Source organism: Pseudomonas sp. Z003-0.4C(8344-21) (assembly GCF_900104975.1).
Taxonomy (GTDB): Bacteria; Pseudomonadota; Gammaproteobacteria; order Pseudomonadales; family Pseudomonadaceae; genus Aquipseudomonas; species Aquipseudomonas granadensis.
Genome location: NZ_LT629756.1, coordinates 5758299 through 5775304 on the forward strand (window position 1 = coordinate 5758299; position 17006 = coordinate 5775304).

The following is a 17006-nucleotide window of genomic DNA, read 5'->3' on the forward strand; positions in this document are numbered from 1 at the left end:
AGTCCAGCGGCAGCCACCAACGCGCGAAAGCGCATACCAAACCCCATCATTTAATTGGATTCCAATGCCAAAGCGGCACACCAGGCCTCGCCACGCGAGCCCTGGGACAAAATTTTCAGCGAACGCCCGCTGTCTTGCGGGCTAATGGTAATGGTCAGGTCAGGCTTTGGCAAAAAGCCTGCACCTTTATCGGGCCACTCGATCAGGCACAGCGCATCGTCTTCGAAGTAGTCACGGATACCGAGAAACTCCAGCTCTTCCGGATCGACCAGTCGGTACAGGTCGAAGTGGAAGGCACGAACGTCACCGATCTCGTAGGGCTCAACCAAGGTGAAGGTCGGACTTTTTACCGCGCCGACATGCCCAAGCCCGCGAATGATGCCACGCGAGAGCGTGGTTTTGCCCATGCCCAGGTTGCCTTCAAGAAAAATCAGGCCATGGCCCTGGGTGACGCGGGCGATCCGTGCGCCAAAGTCGCTCATCGCCTGTTCATCGGCCAGGTACAGGGTTACTTCAGACACGGTGCTTGCTCCTCCAACAACTGACGAATGGCTGGAATCAGATCACTGGCCGCCAGCCCACGGCCGAATTTGCCTTGTTGCAAGCCGGCATTGGCATGCAGCCACACGGCGAGGCTTGCGGCATCGAAAGCCTGCATGCCCTGCGCCAGCAGTGCGCCGATCAAACCGGCCAGCACATCGCCGAGGCCGCCCGTGGCCATTGCCGGATGGCCTTGATGACACAGCGCCAGACGCCCGTCGGGATGCGCGATCAGGCTGCCTGCGCCTTTCAACACCACCACTGCTGTATATTTTTTGCTCAATTCAAGCGTCGCCGTCGGACGATCCGCCTGCACGTCGGCAGTGCTGACGCCCAACAACCGCGCCGCCTCACCCGGATGCGGGGTGATCACGCAATCCTTGGGCAATTGAACGAAAACGCGGGCCAGCAGGTTCAACGCATCAGCATCCCATACCTGTGGCAAGGGTGCGTTGGCCGCCGCAGACAACAACGCGCACCCCCAACTGGCCTGCCCCAGCCCGGGACCGACGACCAGCGTCGAGACCTTTTCCAGCAGGCCCATCAACTGATTGGCCGACGAGGTGCCGAGGGCCATGGCTTCAGGCACCCGGGTCAGCGCAGCCGGAACGTGCTCGGGACGCGTCGCCAGCGACACCATGCCCGCGCCGCTGCGCAGGGCCGCTTCCGTACTCAGCAGGATCGCCCCGCCAAACCCGTGATCGCCACCGATCAGCAGCACATGGCCAAAGCGGCCCTTGTGCGCCGTCGGTGCGCGCGGGGCTGGCAGCGGAAGATTAGACGGGCTGAGGCGTCGGGCGCGGACAGCAATGTCACTATAAATGTCGGCGCTGGCCTGCAGATCATTGAAAACCAGCTCACCTATGTGATCGGCGGCATCGCCAGTGAACAGGCCGACCTTGAGAGCGATAAACGTCACCGTCAGATCAGCGCGTACCGCGACACCCAGGGTGCGCCCGGTGTCGGCGCAGAGTCCGGAAGGGATATCGACCGCCGTTACCGGCAGACCGCTGGCGTTGATAGCGCTGATCGCAGCCACGTAAGGCTCGCGCACCTCGCCGTTCAAACCTGTGCCCAGCAAGGCATCGACGACAACGCCACGCAGCTCGCGCTCAACAGCCCAGCGCTGCACATCAACACCGACGGCCAGTGCCTCGGCATGAGCAAGCGCCGCATCCCCTTGCAAGCGCTGCGGATCGCCCACCGCCAGCACGCGCACAGCCCAACCAGCGCGCAACGCCAGAACGGCAATCAGGTAACCGTCGCCGGCATTGTTGCCATGCCCGGCCAGCACTGTCAGTTCGTTCGCGTCCGGCCATTGCCGCACCAGCGCGCGCCAGGTCGCCCGGGCCGCGCGCTGCATCAATTCGATGCCCGGCGTGCCGGCGGCAATCAGCCGCGCGTCGAGCTCACGTACCTGGGCGGCGCCGTACAGTGCGTCGGGTAATTCATCTTTCGTCTGCGGCATGCGTCTTCGGGCTCCGATGTCTGGCAGAATTATACGCACCTCAGCTCCGGTTTCTCTCGCCTCATGTCCGCCATCACCACAGACCTGCCCGCCCTCGCCCAATCCATCAAGGACTGGGGGCGCGAGCTGGGCTTTCAGCAAGTCGGCATCAGCGGCCTGAACCTCGCCGAGCATGAGCAGCACCTCGAGCGCTGGCTCGCGGCCGGCTACCACGGCGAAATGGACTACATGGGCGCCCATGGCAGCAAACGCTCGCATCCCGAGGAACTGGTGCCGGGGACTTTGCGCGTGGTCTCGCTGCGCATGGACTACCTGCCGGGCGATACCGAAATGGCCAAACGTCTGGCGCAACCGGAAAAAGCTTACGTGTCGCGTTATGCCTTGGGCCGCGATTACCACAAATTGATCCGTAAACGTGTTCAACAATTAGCTGACAAAATTCAGGCCGAAATCGGCCCGTTCGGTTTTCGTGCGTTCGTCGACAGCGCGCCGGTGCTGGAAAAAGCCATCGCCGAACAGGCCGGGCTGGGCTGGATTGGCAAGAACACCCTAGTGTTGAATCGCAAGGCTGGCAGCTACTTCTTCCTGAGCGAATTGTTCGTCGATCTGCCGTTGCCGGTGGATGAACCGCACAGCACCGAGCACTGTGGCCGTTGCACTGCGTGCCTGGATATCTGCCCGACCAACGCCTTCGTCGGCCCGTACGTGCTGGACGCACGGCGCTGCATTTCCTATCTGACCATCGAACTGAAATCCGCCATCCCCGAAGAGCTGCGGCCGTTGATTGGCAATCGCGTGTTCGGCTGTGATGACTGCCAGATCGTCTGCCCGTGGAACCGTTTCGCCAAGCCTTCCGGGGAAAGCGATTTCAAGCCACGTCACAATCTCGACAATGCCGAACTGGCTGAGCTTTTTTTGTGGGATGAAGAGAAGTTCTTGAGCAGCACTGAAGGTTCGCCGTTGCGGCGGGCGGGGTATGAGCGCTGGTTGCGCAATCTGGCGGTGGGGCTGGGCAATGCGCCTTCAACGATCCCGGTGCTGGAAGCGTTGAAGGCGCGACGGGATTATCCGTCAGAGTTGGTTAGAGAGCATGTGGAGTGGGCGCTGGAACAGCACGCCCGACGTGTTCACGCAGAACGGACAAGTACAATGCCCAAATCCTGGCCGGGACAGTGAGGTCCTCGGCCTCACACTTGGGGCTATCTGATTGGACGACTTATGCCTATTTTTTTTCGTTATAGTGGCCACCCAGCTGTTTAATGGTGGCAATCCGGTCTTTGGCATTTTCCGTCAGATACACGCGATCGCCCTTCGACAAATAAAGATGCATCGACTTTGACGTTGAACTGGATGGACCTTTCATTGGCGTATATTCAGCGTGAATGAGCGCGGCAGCCGATGTCGGCGAGTTTCCCTCCTCGATATGGCTCATGAATTGCTCTGCTCTGGCCAACGAGGCTTCACGCGCCTCTATCCTGAGATAGTTCAGCTTGTCTTTGGGCCTGACCAGCGTCCATTTCGTTTCGACCTCTTCCTCTGCCACCGCACTGGCTTTCGCAGTTTTTGCCTTTTGCGCAGCCTTGGCGCCTTTTCCATTGGCAAAACTTTTGCCCGCACCTTTACCACTCAGCCCTTGCTTGAAGGCGCCTGCCAGTTTCCTGCCAGCATTCACCGCAGCTTTTGCACCCGCCGCCAGACCTGCACCGAGCGAAGCCAGGCCAAGACCGAAACTGATCCAGCCCAATATCTCGCCTGCTTGAGAATCCGGTGCCAGCTCATTGACCACCTCGCTGGCAATACTCGCCAGGCCTGAAGCAACCGCCAGCCCCAACGCCGCCACTGCCCATGGCGTCGCCGCGCCCATCGTCAACACGCTGGCAACAATCCCGAGAATACTCGCCCCGATGCCCAATATTGATTGCCAGGAGATATGCCCGGTCGGGTCGACACGATTGACAGGGTCGCCCAGGCAATAACTGTAGGCATTCAATCCGCCCGCGCCAAACGGACTCATGCTGTCGGGGGCGAGAAAACGCATCAGTGTCGGACTGTAGGCCCTGTAACCGTTACCCAGCAAATAAAGCCCGGTCACCGGATCCAGCTGCTCGCCGTTGAACGCCGCGAGGCTGAACAAGCCACCCTCGGCAGGACGATGGCCGTAAGGGCTGTAGGCGCAATCGGTGAGCTGTTCCTTGCCCAGCGTCGCCAGCACGCTTTGCTGCTGATCGGTGCCAAACAGCTGCGCTCCGGCGTTCAAGCCGAGTTGCTGTTGCCCTACAAGCGCGCCACCGTGACGCACGACAATGGATGAATCCTCACCACTCACCTCATTGGCGACCCGGCCGGCATAGTAGTAACGCTGCGTAGTTACCTTGTCAGGTTGCGACAGTTCAACCAGATCGTCGAAACCGTCGTAATGGTAGCCACGAATGACTGATTCCCCTGTGCCGGATAATTGCTCAAGACGTCCGAACGCGTCATAGGCCAGAGTTCGCGCCTGATCGTCCTTGATCATCCTGCCGTTGGCGTCGTATTCCAGCGTCACGGCCGGCGGATAGTCGACATGGGAATGTTTGACGGCGCTGAGCTGTACGGGATCTGGATTGTCATAACTGAAAGTCGTCAGATTCACGCCCAGCGGGAACTTGGTCTGCACGGCAAGAATGTTATCCAGTGCATCGAAGGTGAATTTCTGCTGAACAATTTCCTTGCCATACGGATCGTGTGGCTTTTGAGTACCGGCACAGTCGTACTGGCTCAGACGCCCGCGCACATCGTAGGTGAATTGCTCATCACACAATAGTTGCGTGCCGCGCCTGGACACCTTCTGCGCCAGTTTGCCCGCAAGCGTGTAAGTCGATTCCAGCGTCTGGTCAGGCTGGCCCTGGATCTCGAATGTACGGCGGACTTCTCGACCGATATCGTCATAGGCAAACCGGGTGATCATCTGACGCTTGATCGATGTGTCTTCGGTTTTCGTCCAGCCGAGCATCCCGGTCTGGATGTCGTAGTGGAATTCGGTTTTCAACGAACCCTGCGTGGTGGCCAGCAGGCGACCGTGCGCGTCGTACGCGGATGTGCTTTCGGTTCCGAGTACATCGACATGGGTGATCGGCCGCCCATGCAGGGACCAGGTACTGGACGCTGCTCTCGTGATATCGCCGAAGGTCGTCGTTTCGGACTTGAGACGCCCGGAAGGGTAATAGCTAAAACTGCGTTGCCTGCCGCTTTCGGTACAGCTCAAGGGATTGCCACTGACGGGGTCATAAGTCAGGGTGGTGACCAGTTCCCCTGCCTTGCGCTCCGTCAGCAAACCGCCCAAATCGCGCAAATAGGTGAATTCGGTTTTTTTGCCATCAGCCGTCTTGTACCACTGAGGTTGAGTGAAGCCCGCCTCATAACCTGCCTCGGACTTTCGTCCGCCCACGGTACTTTGGATCAAACGACTCAAACCGTCATACGTTTGTTGCCCCAATGTTTTGTCATCGACCTTGATGCCGATCGCTAACTGTTCGTCGCTGTGCTCGGCGTAATCAGTAACCACCTCACTGGCATCCGGCAGGACAGTGCGGATTATCCGGTCAAAAACGTCGTACTCATATCGAGTGGTATTGCCGACAGGATCTGTCTCGCTGGTTGTGCGGCCGAATCCGTCGTAGGCGTAAACGGTTTTGCCCAGACTCTTGTTCTTCAGATTGAAGCCTTCAACACTAGTCGGTTTACCGAAGTCATTGACGAGAGTGATGGTCTTGCCCATTCCCTGCAGCCAACTGGTTTGCTGGCGAAGAACCGGATCCACCTCGCTGTGTTCAATTCGGCCATCGGCATGCAGCGTCTTTCTGACCTGACCCCAGGAATCGTATTCGTAGCGGGTGCTGACCGGACAGGCCTTGCCATCACGCCAATCGGTCAATGTCACTTGCACCTTGTGCCCCACTGCATCATGCAGGGCGCAATAAAGCGTGCGAGTGTGGATGAGCCCGTCCTTGTCTGGATGGTCGCAGTCCTTTTCCTGAACGGTGATCACCCGCTCCAGACCGTCATAAGTCACCCGCTGTTCGCCGCCGGCGGGATCGGTGGTCACCACCGTCGCCGGCTGCACCAGACTGGCGGCCAGATAGGCGAATTGCGTAGCGGCCTCATAGGGCGTGCCGGGCGCAACCGTTTTGCGCACTACCCGGCCGATCGCATCGTACTCATACCCGATGTGCTCGCCGTCGACACCGACTTGCGACACTTGCACCCCGGTTAGCGTCGAGAGCACCTTTTCACTGATCTGCAGTGCATCGTCAAACCCGCGCGTGCTGGATTTGACCCGCAATCCGTCGCCCTCAAGCTCATAGGAAAATGCGGTAGAGGTTTTTTTATCATTGCGGGTGAAACTTTGCTCTTTCGTGGCCCCGTGTTTGAGGGGGTCCTTTGGGGAGTTCAGATAACTGTGTTCGGTTTTCGAACGTAATACCTCAACACCGTCCACCACTTCAAAAAAACGCTCCCCGACCGGTAACACGAAGGCCAATTCCGCGCCTTCCAGCGCGGGATGCAGGGCATAGTCGTAATACGTGACTGTCGCAGCATCATCCGACGCCGCAGCGGTGACCGTCTTCTTTTTAGGGAATCTGGAAAAACCCAGCGGATCTTCCGGGCAATCATCGCCACCACTTGCCGGATAAAATTCTGTCGTGGTCGTCACTCCACTTGGCTCGACGTGCTTGAGCAAATTGCCTTCTTGGTCAAACTCGGTGACGGTGGTTTCCACACGCTGTTGTTGGGTGAGCCGATCAAGGTGAGTCACTGTATGGACTTTCGGCATGCGGAACTGAGCCACCTGCTCATTGAAAGGCTTGGTGACCGAGCAGTGATACTCGGTAGCGGTGGCGACCTGGGCATCGCCACAGGTTGTGACTTCAGCCACCAACAGGTGGAATTTGTTGTAGGTGCGTTTAATGCGCGTATGTACTTTGCCTTTTACCAACAAGTGCTCGTCCGAGGTGTAGACATAGTGGCCGGGCGCCAGGTAGAGAGGGTCCAGGTCATTACCCTTGGCCGGGAGGAGGCCCTGCCCAAGGAAGTTATGGTCGGAGTACGTGTATGTCTTGCAGAGTCTGGGTTGGCCGCGCCCAGGGTAAGCATCGTGAGCAATGACAAACGGCAGCGTCTTTTCCCCATCACTTACGAAACGATGACCTTGTCGCTTGTAGCGAATGATTTCCACGCCACGCAATGGGTTGACGACGCGGTACAGATAGCTGGCTTCATCGATGACTTCATATTCCAGCTCCCAACCTTTACCGACCGGAAGCTCGATTGACGTTACCCGAGCGTTCCTCAAAATCAATTTGTAGGCGGAACTGGAAGAAGTATCGGGGTGCCGGGTCAATGTTACCTGACCTGCATTGCGGGTAATTTTCAGCAGGCATCGCTTGGCGTCACGGACTTCGCTCAACCTGGGAAACCGGTTGAACAACTCGTGCTTCAACGTGATGCTCACACCGTTCGCCGCTATTATTTTTTCCGCTACGGCGACTTGAGTGCCAGCCAGAACTTTGAGCAGTTCACGCCGACCATCCTTGTATCGAACTTCATAGCGTCCTGGTCCGGTCACCAGAACCTTTGCCGTTTGCAGTTTCATTTCCTTGAAGTGCAGACTGCCAGGCGTTTCTACGGCTTTATAGCGCTCGCCGCTGGACAGCGTCATGACTTTGCTGAGCACGTCGTAACTGGTCATGGTCAAAGACCAGCCAATGCCGAAGCCGGCATCCGCCTGATTGAGCGGATTGAAGCCCAGCGAAAGTGCAAGCTCAGGACCATTGAGATCTGCCGAATGCAATTTCCCCAACGAAAAGGCGCACGTGTACATGCCCGTGCGGGGATCAACGCCTCCGGAAACAAACTCACCGAAGTTGAAAGCGTTTGATTGAACAGCGGAAGATGAATTACTTTCCATAGAAAAAATCTCCGTTATTTCAGATGTAGATATGGCAGATCACGTTGATCAGCTGACAATCGCTGACCACACACCTGAAAATCAGGAAAACTGCTTTGTTGACCGCTTCGATTCACCCAAAATGAAAGTCCGCTGTTCTATATCACCATCAATAGCAATCCAGTGCTCCGAACCGAACTCATCAATAACTGCAAGTTCAAACGCACCGTCGTTGCCCGGCTTTTCCTCTGTCTGAAGCGTAGTGCGCTGCACGAGGGTCAATACCCCCGGAACATCGTTAATCGGAAAAGTGATATAACCGAGAGGAGTCTTGACCGAGGCCGATCGCCCATAGATCGGCGCCAGATAACCATAAAAACTTCTGCCGCCGCCACTGTTGTGATTGATCGTACCTGACGAGTACACCATTACCGCATCTTCAGCATCATACGGATTAAGCGCTATGGCATTACTGTACCAATCAAGCAAGTTGATCTGACGGCCATCAGCGTGAAGTCCGAGATGAAAATATTGAATTCGCTCCTCGTACACCCTTTCGCTGAACGTGCCGTACTTATGAAGAGAAAAACTGCTCTGGGTAAATTTCTTCGGCGGGATCGCCTCCAGCGTAACACTGCTGTCAAAACCGATTCCGTTACTTCGCAATACCACGCCATCCATGGAAATCTCGGCAGCCACTTCCATGATTCCAGGTCTGGAAGCCGACACCCAGAACTGAAAGATCTGTACCGGATCAGAGGGGTCGCTTATCCGGTGGTCCGTGCTGCGCGGAACTTCTGTCAGGCGCGTTTGCCCACCCGACATTTCGTGAGCATAACGATTCTCTTGAAGCGATACACTCCAGTCTCCCTCCAGCGGCCGCGCGCCGTTATAGGCAATCAATCGCAGTGATTGCAAGCCGGGATGCCCGTACAGCGACGCGCCGTCGCCATTGTTATCGACGCCGTGCAGAAGCACCAATACACGCACCTGCATCCGACCGTTGGCATAAAGCACTTTGTGCTGGCCTGAACGTGTGGAGTCGAGTTTCACCTCGATACGGGAAATACCAATTTGATCATCAAACATTTAACACCACCTTGCTGACGGATAGATTTGATCCTTTAGGGACTCAGCAAAGTATTGAGGCTCGATTTAAATAAGAACAGCCGCGACATTCGACAAATTGTGATCAGGTAATAACTCAACATCACCACCAACAACATTTACAAAAGCTTATGGATCTAAAAATCGCGAAACTTACGATACAGAATTCAACAACGCCATTCCTGCCCCTTTGATTTCGGTTCTCGAGGCTCACTCTCCCCTCCTGAATTCAAGCGTACCGAATCAGAAAGGGAGCGGCCATACAGTTTAATCTTGTCGGGGTATGTTATGAGAAAAAGATCCCGTTACTTTCACAAATGTTCAGTCGCTGTCCGAACCTGTGGAAAATCCGCTCTCCGAGGACTCACTCTCGGAGTCAGAATCTGAAACCACATCCTCGGTCTGGATTTCCAGCTTCCGATCCAGGCTGGAATTCTCCAGATAATGATTAATCCGTTGCCTGGTTACGCTACTGAGCGGATTATTGAATAAGCCAACGTATAAATCCTGCGTATCCGGAATCTCGAACAATTCATTTCCGACGTCGGAAATATTATTACCCTGCAATGCCAGGACCTGAAGTTCCTTAAGCCTGTCTATGCCCGTAGGAATGCTGGAAAGATTTGCGTCATACAGCATCAATTCGGCTAAACCTGTCATGTAGCCTACATGCGGAGCGACTGTCAGAGGGTTTTTCGCAAGATTCAACAAATTGAGTGTTTCGATTCTGGACAAACCCTCAGCCGTGGCTTCAGACAGTTTGAGCGAGCACTCGCCCAGCGTAAGTTGGCGCAACTGGCGCATTTGAAATATCCCTAATGGAAACGCCTCCATCTTTACGCCTGTAACCATCAAATATTGGATACCTGGAAAACTGTCAAGAAACTCACCGATCCGTGCACCCGGTTGTTTTACGGTCAAGATTAACTCTGTTACATACTCAAATCTGGCGGACAACGTTGGTAACTCATCAGAAAAATCGACATGATAAGAGAAATGAAAGTCACCGTACCCCCACTTCGAAACCGACTTGCGCTGCCAGATATCCTGCAGCTTTGCGCTGAACTGCTCGCGAGCCTGGCGTTGTCCGGCGGCGGCTGGCGCGCCTTCTGGTCCCGACGTTTGCGCATGAGGTGATGCCCCATTGGCATTCCATATCGCCAATTCATCACGCAATGTCGCAAATTCTTTTTCCAGGCGGGTCAATACGCCGGCTGGATTACTTTTCAAGCGTTCTGCGACAAACGAACTCACCTCCTCATCCGAAAGCTGCGGATAAAGATCGCGTACACGATCCTCAAAGGACTTCGGTGATTCAGGGTCGCCGCCGCCACCGCCTCGCAACTGTCCCGCTTGCCTGTGCTGCGCAGTGGCACGAGTGACATCGCTCGGCAACGGCCCGAGCCCCAGCCATTCGCTCACAGCCTGGCGTGATGGCAACGGCTGTGCACGGATCAACCGCCGCATCGCCGGAGCGTCACTGATGCCCAGCAATTGACGCTGGTGAGGGAGCAACAGCCCCCAGACCACTGAGTACAAATCCTTCACTTGAAAAGGTAACCGTTCTCCGCTGTGCTGGGTGACATAGCCTTCCTGTTGACGGATCAGTACATGACGAGTCGCTGATCGGGCGTCGCCAATAGCACTCAAAACGTCGCCATCCACGCGTTGCCTGATCTCCACACGCACCGTCGGGGGCCAGGCAGCAAGACGCCCGATCATCTGCAATACCAGCAGGTCACTGTCCAGGCTCGATACCGAGTCTAGATAAATGCCTTCGCACGCTCTCGCCAGCCGCACGTCTCGCAACGCCAACAGTGCCTGTTCTGCTACTGATCGCGGCAGGCCCGGTTGGTTGTGCATATGCAAACGCTCGGCAGCACTGGTATCGCGCCAGATTGCCTGAGCGGCGGTTTTCGGCAGTTCCGGAAAAAAACGGCGCATGCGCAAGGTAACTTCATCACAGTCGGCCTCAAACGCATCTTCAATGGATTTGAAGCGCGTCAAGCGCTCATCGGCTGTTCGCGCTATTGCCTGAATTTGCTGGTCAAGCTCGAATCGTCTGACGGAGTCCTCCAGCAAAAATGGCGCAGGAAGCTTGCGAGCGAGCACATCACTTAACACGGGTACGTCAACTCCGGTGACTGCGAGCACGCGTGCAACGGTAATGTCTGAAAATTGCGTGACGGAACCTCCTGCACGGCGAAACAGCTCTGCGATTTGCGCGACTGAGGAATTCGGCAAGATGACGTCGCCACTTTCCAGCGCAAGCCAATATCGCCCCTCGCTGTCGCGCGTCATCAATGGACCGGAAGGCTTCAGCTCTCGCGCCTGTTTAGCACGAAACAGACCGGTCTCGGCGTCCACCACCACTTGCACAATAATGTCATCGGTAACAGCAACATATTGGCGCTGTTTCAGTGACAGGATGCCCTGTGCATCCGCTTGGCCAAAGTATTCAGGTGTAGGTAGCCCGTAAGTTCCCAGCGAAGACTTCGCGGTCAGCATGACACCCTCGCTCATGACCGGATCAATAGGGGCCGTGACCATAAGGTTTGCAGGCCGCACCGTGACGCTGCCTGGCCTCGGTGAGGGTGGCGATGGCAGCGAATGATGCGGTATTGGAAGCGGTGAAGTTGCGGAAGCCACCGGAGGCCTATGCAGCCCGTCCGCAATTGAGTCGGGCGTTTTGATGGGGAGAGAAACAGGTTTGTTTTTTGGCGGTTTTCCAGCCATGAGTGCTCATCCTTGAGGGGTGTTGCGCTGGCCCCCAAAACAGAGGGGCCAGCGCCGGATATAAGTAAAGCACCATTGATGCAATACCCGGTCATTTAACATCACAGCTTACCGACAGCTGGAGCAATCAAGGATATATACATCTATTACATACGCCGACATTGCATCAGCGAGGTCTGGGGTCAGCCTCGTTCCAGGTATAAGTTACGCTCGTAGAAGTTGACTCGGATCGAGAGCTTATGCTCAGTACCGTGTTCATCAATGGCAATGAAGTGAAGGGAGCCTCCGTACTTGCTTGCCTTCCCGGTCGTTATCGAATATTCGGAAAGGGCCTGCATGACGGTCAGCTCACCGTCATGATCATTGACCCTTACTTGATAATTCTCGTCATTCCAGGACGGGGCATCAGGGAAAAAGGCATACGCAAAAGGATCACCTTTCGCCGGCAAGGATACAAATAAGGATTTCGTTTCAGGGCTAACCAGAAAGACCTTCATATAATTTGTTTTCGGTTCGTTGAGTTTATTCCCCCCTGCAAACAGATGATTGGCACCTTTTTCGACTCCATCTACTATCCAATCGACCAGTTTGATCTGCTGCCCATGCGGATAGAGTCCCAGATAATAGTTGAAGATACGATTGCCATAGTGCTCATTGCCGCGACGGGTCTGGTACCAGCGGAATTGTTCAATGGCGTAGGTCACAGGCGCTTTTGCTTCAAGGGTGACACTGCTGTCATGAACGCTGGAAAGCGTGGTGCCGTTACTGAGAATCTTTTCCCCATTCAGGAGCAAGCGGGCAGCAACCTGGGTGGTGCCGGCGACCGCTGAGGACACCCAGAACGTGCGGACCTGCGGATGCAGGCTGTCATCTTCTGATCCGTCGTCCACAACATTTGCATTATTGGACGAGCCTGGCGCTTCAAGAGTGTATTGCCCTTGTTCGGTACTGGCCGTCCAACCGTCGCGCAAGGTATTCCCTGTGTTGTAATGAATCAGCTGAATACTTTCCATTACATCGGCGGGTATGTGTACTGCGCTGCCATTGACGTCCACCCCGGAAACCAGCACTTGTACCTTGACCTGCATTCGGCCATTACCGAACAGCGTTTTGTTGTAACTACTATCACTGGCATCGAACTTGACCCTGAAACGGGCAATAGCTTCGAGTACGGGAGGGATATCTGGCTGGTCGCTTGCAGTTTCGATACTTTCACTCATGACGAAAATCCTTTTAAGAGATGCATTAACGGCTGACATCGCAGATGCCACACCGAGAAATACATCACTTTAAAAAAATCGGCAAAATGAAAAATGTAAGAAACATACCTTTGCAATATCTTCGACGAGCTACGGCGTTATGCCTGCAAATAGGAATACTCAGTGCTCATCGTTATAAATAAACTTGGGCATTTCCCAATGAAAACGAATCGCCAGCAGACGCAACAGGAATCCGCCAAACAAAGTGATGAGAATGGCCTGTTCGCTGGGCAGGTCAAGATAGAGACACAGCATGTAACACCACGCCGCAGCAAACGACACGCTCGCATAAAGTTCGCGCCGGAAGATCAATGGAATATCATTGCAGAAAATATCGCGAAGAATGCCGCCGAATACCCCGGTGATTACCCCGCTGACCGATGCCACCAGCATGCCGTGGCCCATTTCCAGCGCGGTCATGCAGCCGATCAGGGTGAACGCCACCAGACCGACTGCATCGAGCACCAGAAACAATGAGCGCAGGTGGCGCATCCAGCGCGCGGTGAACACGGTGAACATTGCCGCAACCGAGGTCAACACCAGGTATTCCGGGTGTTTTACCCATGTCAGCGGGTAATGCCCCAGCAGCACATCACGAACCGAACCGCCACCCAACGCTGTGATGCAGGCAATCAGCACCACACCAAACCAGTCCATACCGCGACGACCGGCAGACAAAGCCCCGGTCATGGCTTCAGCGGTAATGGCAATCAGATAGAGCATCAGCAACATGGCGGCGATCCCGGCAGAGAGGCGCGCAGTCTAGCCACTTCGCACCGGTATCAAAAGAGATGACGTTAGCCTCGTTCCAGCCTGAAGCTTCGTTCTTTGAAGTCAGTGCGGATAGCCAGCTTATGCTCCGTACCAAATTGATCCAGAGCGGTAAAGCGGAAAACTTCCGATCTATCGACCGGCGGTTGGTCTCGTGCAGTTGGAGACAGTAACTGGACAACAGTCAGTTCTCCGATGCGGTCGTTGACTCGAACCTCGTAGTCCTTCTCATGATAAATATTTCTGATGGAGTCTGGCGTCCATCCGACGACGTCGCTATACGGTAACGACACGTCAATACTTTGCCGGTCAGGGCGGACAATAATGCCTGCCTGGAACGCTGCGTTCCATCCTTTGGTTTTATTACCAAAGGCAAAAACAACGTTCTTGTCAGACCCCTCAGCAATCCAGTCCACCAATTTTATTTGTCGCGAACCTGGATACAGGCCGAGGTAGTACTTGTAAATACGCTGGTTTCTAAACCCACCGTCATACCAGACGCCCTCCCAACGGAATTGCTCCACCGCATAGGTAACTGGCAGGATGGCCTCAACGCTGACGCTGCTGTCATGCCTGCTCGAAAGCGTTGTGCCGTTGCTGCGGATAATTGTGTTATCAAACTTTATGGACGCACCGATCTGGATGGTTTCGACATTTTCGCTGGAAACCCAAAACGTGCGGACCCGGCGCTGGCCCGAAGAATCCTCGCCTCCGTTATCCTCATCATCCGCAACGGTGGAGGTGGCGGTCTGCGTTACCGCCAGGGTGAAACGGCCCTGCTCCGTGCTGGCTTGCCAACCGTTGCGCAAGGTCCTGCCGCTGTCATAGTGAATGAGACGAATACTCTCCATGACCTCGTCGGAAACCGCAACGACATCACCATCGCGATCCAGACCAGAGACTACGACCTGGACTTTAACCTGCATGCGCCCATTGGCATATAGAACTTTGTTTCGACTGAATCCACCTGCGTCAAACTTCACGGCCAAACTACCGATACTTTCCGCCGCACCCGACTGGTCGGATTGACCTTGTAATGAATCCAACTGTTCACTCATGAATTTCTTCCTTGCCAGACTTGAGTTTCGAACACTTCGCAACTCGAAATAGAGCGAAAGTAATAGCACGAGGCAAATCTGACCCGCATTGGAAATGTGTAATAAAAAACAAAAAAACCGATCATCACTTTTTTTTTGAAAATGACGAACCTGAACTTACAGTTCGATGCGAATTAAACTCCGTTCAACACTCAAGCACAGCCTTTCACAACAGTAATAATAGATAACAACTGCTTCGAAAGTTTTACGGCAGGCCATTTGCGACAAATGCGACGATCAGCGGCAAGCGCCACCAACCCGTTTTACGCTGGCACGACACGGCGCGAGCGACACGTTCCAATGCAGGAGCAACCCGCGGCAGCTCCTGCACAAACCCCATCAGAACTTGATGAAATGCTTGCGGTAATGCTGCAACTCGGCAATCGATTCGCGGATGTCGTCCAGCGCCAGGTGCGTGCTGCCCTTCTTGAAGCTGTCGCGCACGTCCGGCGCCCAGCGCGCGGCCAGTTCCTTGAGCGTCGAGACATCGAGGTTGCGGTAATGGAAGTAGCTTTCCAGCGCTTTCATGTGGGTATAGAGGAAGCGACGGTCCTGGCAGATGCTGTTGCCGCAGATCGGCGATTTGCCTTTCGGTACCCATTTCTCCAGGAAGGCGATGGTTTCGGCTTCGGCTTCGGCCATGCTGATGCGGCTGTCGCGCACACGCTGAGTCAGGCCAGAGTTGCCGTGGGTGCGGGTGTTCCACTCGTCCATGCGCGCGAGGACTTCGTCGCTGTGGTGGATAGCGATCACCGGCCCCTCGGCCAGCGTGTTGAGGTCGCTGTCGGTGACGATGGTGGCCATTTCGATGATGACGTCGTTGTCCGGGTCCAGACCGGTCATTTCCAGGTCGATCCAGATCAGGTTCTGCGGGTTTTGCATATTCGGGCTCCTAGGCAATGCTGCGCAGTTTAGCCTAGGCCGTTGCCCGGGCGTGCTAAACTCGCGGCCGTTTTACCTAATCGCTGCATTCTTCAGACGGAACACCCATGGCCAAACGCCAACTCAATCGTCGTCAAAACTGGCGCATCGAAAAGATTCAGGGCGAGCGCGCCGCCCGCGCCGCCAAACGCGAGTCCTCGGCGGTCGAAGCCCTCGAGGGCGGCGACCTCGGCCCTGAACAACACGGCTTGGTGATCGCGCACTTCGGCGTGCAGGTCGAAGTCGAAGCCGTTGACGGCGAACTGGCGGGCCAGGTCTTTCGCTGCCACCTGCGCGCCAACCTGCCGGCGCTGGTAACCGGCGACAAAGTCGTCTGGCGCGCCGGCAACCAGGGCATCGGCGTGATCGTCGCGCAATTGCCGCGCAGCACCGAACTGTGCCGCCCGGACAGCCGTGGCCAGCTCAAACCAGTAGCGGCCAACGTTGACATGATCGTCATCGTCTTCGCGCCGCTGCCCGAGCCGCATGCCAACCTGATCGACCGCTATCTGGTGGCCGCCGAACACGCTGGCATCCGTCCGTTGTTGCTGCTGAACAAATTCGACTTGATCGACGAGCAGAACGCGCCTGCGCTCAACGCGTTGCTGGCGGTCTATCGCACGCTGGGTTATCCAGTGCTGGAGGTTTCCGCGCACCACGGCAACGGCATGGAACAGCTGCAGAAACAGCTCGACGGGCGCATCAGCGTATTCGTCGGCCAGTCCGGCGTCGGCAAGTCATCGCTGGTCAACAGCTTGCTGCCCGAGGTGGAAACCCGGGTCGGGCCGTTGTCCGAGTTGTCCGGCCAGGGCACGCACACCACCACCACCGCGCGGCTGTTCCACTTCCCTGGCGGCGGCGAACTGATCGACTCCCCGGGCATCCGCGAATTCGGCCTCGGCCACGTCAGCCGTGCCGATGTTGAAGCCGGCTTCATCGAATTCGACGATTTGCTCGGCACCTGCCGTTTCCGCGACTGCAAGCACGACCGCGAACCGGGCTGTGCGCTGCTCAAGGCGCTGGAAGACGGGCGCATCCAGCAGCAACGGATGAACAGCTACCGCTCGATCATCGCCAGCCTGCCTGAAAACGGCTATTAAACAGGCCTGTCGGCAGCCCCTTGCGCGGGGCTGCCGCGTGTCAGTCTGAGCCTGATCTCAACCGCTTCTTTTAAACGTCAG

Annotated in this window: 11 protein-coding genes; 2 read left to right on the forward strand and 9 right to left on the reverse strand. The window is 55.9% G+C overall.

All coding sequences use genetic code 11. The features are described 5' to 3' along the window. Positions 1–50: 50 nt before the first annotated feature. Both tsaE and BLU24_RS25940 read right to left on the reverse strand, forming a co-directional pair. A complete protein-coding gene (tsaE, locus tag BLU24_RS25935; protein WP_007967425.1) occupies positions 51–521 on the reverse strand; it encodes a tRNA (adenosine(37)-N6)-threonylcarbamoyltransferase complex ATPase subunit type 1 TsaE in 471 nt (156 codons plus the stop codon). Further along, a complete protein-coding gene (locus BLU24_RS25940; RefSeq protein ID WP_093105381.1) occupies positions 509–2008 on the reverse strand; it encodes an NAD(P)H-hydrate dehydratase in 1500 nt (499 codons plus the stop codon). Before BLU24_RS25940 ends, tsaE begins: the two co-directional genes overlap by 13 nt. Positions 2009–2071: 63 nt before the next feature. Between BLU24_RS25940 and queG the strand changes: the two genes are divergently transcribed. Beyond that, positions 2072–3184 carry a tRNA epoxyqueuosine(34) reductase QueG gene (gene queG / locus BLU24_RS25945; RefSeq protein ID WP_093105385.1) on the forward strand — a complete coding sequence of 371 codons (1113 nt, stop codon included), beginning with the start codon at positions 2072–2074 and terminating at the stop codon, positions 3182–3184. A 46-nt stretch (positions 3185–3230) separates the two neighbouring features. On the opposite strand, the gene BLU24_RS25950 is transcribed toward queG, so the two are convergent. The 7 genes from BLU24_RS25950 to orn all read right to left on the reverse strand — a co-directional run bounded on the left by BLU24_RS25950 (position 3231) and on the right by orn (position 15786). Then, on the reverse strand, positions 3231–7955 hold the full coding sequence (locus BLU24_RS25950) for an RHS repeat domain-containing protein (protein WP_093105389.1): 4725 nt from the start codon (positions 7953–7955) through the stop codon (positions 3231–3233). Between the two features lie 81 nt (positions 7956–8036). Next, the gene (locus BLU24_RS25955) at positions 8037–9023 is read right to left on the reverse strand and encodes a hypothetical protein (RefSeq protein WP_093105394.1); all 987 of its coding nucleotides are present in this window, start codon (positions 9021–9023) and stop codon (positions 8037–8039) included. Between the two features lie 339 nt (positions 9024–9362). Beyond that, positions 9363–11564, reverse strand: coding sequence for a DUF6543 domain-containing protein (locus tag BLU24_RS25960; protein WP_093105398.1), 2202 nt, complete (start codon positions 11562–11564; stop codon positions 9363–9365). Between the two features lie 395 nt (positions 11565–11959). After that, positions 11960–12997 carry a hypothetical protein gene (locus tag BLU24_RS25965; RefSeq protein ID WP_093105403.1) on the reverse strand — a complete coding sequence of 346 codons (1038 nt, stop codon included), beginning with the start codon at positions 12995–12997 and terminating at the stop codon, positions 11960–11962. Between the two features lie 159 nt (positions 12998–13156). Continuing rightward, entirely contained in the window at positions 13157–13768 is a 612-nt protein-coding gene (locus BLU24_RS25970; protein ID WP_093105408.1) for a trimeric intracellular cation channel family protein, read from the reverse strand. 65 nt (positions 13769–13833) lie between these two features. After that, on the reverse strand, positions 13834–14865 hold the full coding sequence (locus BLU24_RS25975; RefSeq protein WP_093105412.1) for a hypothetical protein: 1032 nt from the start codon (positions 14863–14865) through the stop codon (positions 13834–13836). Between the two features lie 378 nt (positions 14866–15243). Next, positions 15244–15786 (reverse strand): oligoribonuclease, encoded by a 543-nt coding sequence (gene orn / locus BLU24_RS25980; protein WP_053116764.1) that lies wholly within the window; start codon positions 15784–15786, stop codon positions 15244–15246. A gap of 107 nt (positions 15787–15893) precedes the next feature. Here orn and rsgA point away from each other — a divergent pair, with 107 nt between their 5' ends. Further along, a complete protein-coding gene (gene rsgA / locus BLU24_RS25985) occupies positions 15894–16925 on the forward strand; it encodes a small ribosomal subunit biogenesis GTPase RsgA (protein WP_093105416.1) in 1032 nt (343 codons plus the stop codon). The last annotated feature ends 81 nt before the right edge of the window (positions 16926–17006 follow it).

Excerpts from the sequence above, each read along its gene's own strand:
- BLU24_RS25940 (WP_093105381.1), bottom strand. The coding sequence starts at position 2,008 with ATGCCGCAGACGAAAGATGAATTACCCGACGCACTGTACGGCGCCGCC.
- queG (WP_093105385.1), top strand. The coding sequence starts at position 2,072 with ATGTCCGCCATCACCACAGACCTGCCCGCCCTCGCCCAATCCATCAAG.
- BLU24_RS25950 (WP_093105389.1), bottom strand. The coding sequence starts at position 7,955 with ATGGAAAGTAATTCATCTTCCGCTGTTCAATCAAACGCTTTCAACTTC.
- BLU24_RS25955 (WP_093105394.1), bottom strand. The coding sequence starts at position 9,023 with ATGTTTGATGATCAAATTGGTATTTCCCGTATCGAGGTGAAACTCGAC.
- BLU24_RS25960 (WP_093105398.1), bottom strand. The coding sequence starts at position 11,564 with ATGAGCGAGGGTGTCATGCTGACCGCGAAGTCTTCGCTGGGAACTTAC.
- BLU24_RS25965 (WP_093105403.1), bottom strand. The coding sequence starts at position 12,997 with ATGAGTGAAAGTATCGAAACTGCAAGCGACCAGCCAGATATCCCTCCC.
- BLU24_RS25970 (WP_093105408.1), bottom strand. The coding sequence starts at position 13,768 with ATGTTGCTGATGCTCTATCTGATTGCCATTACCGCTGAAGCCATGACC.
- BLU24_RS25975 (WP_093105412.1), bottom strand. The coding sequence starts at position 14,865 with ATGAGTGAACAGTTGGATTCATTACAAGGTCAATCCGACCAGTCGGGT.
- orn (WP_053116764.1), bottom strand. The coding sequence starts at position 15,786 with ATGCAAAACCCGCAGAACCTGATCTGGATCGACCTGGAAATGACCGGT.
- rsgA (WP_093105416.1), top strand. The coding sequence starts at position 15,894 with ATGGCCAAACGCCAACTCAATCGTCGTCAAAACTGGCGCATCGAAAAG.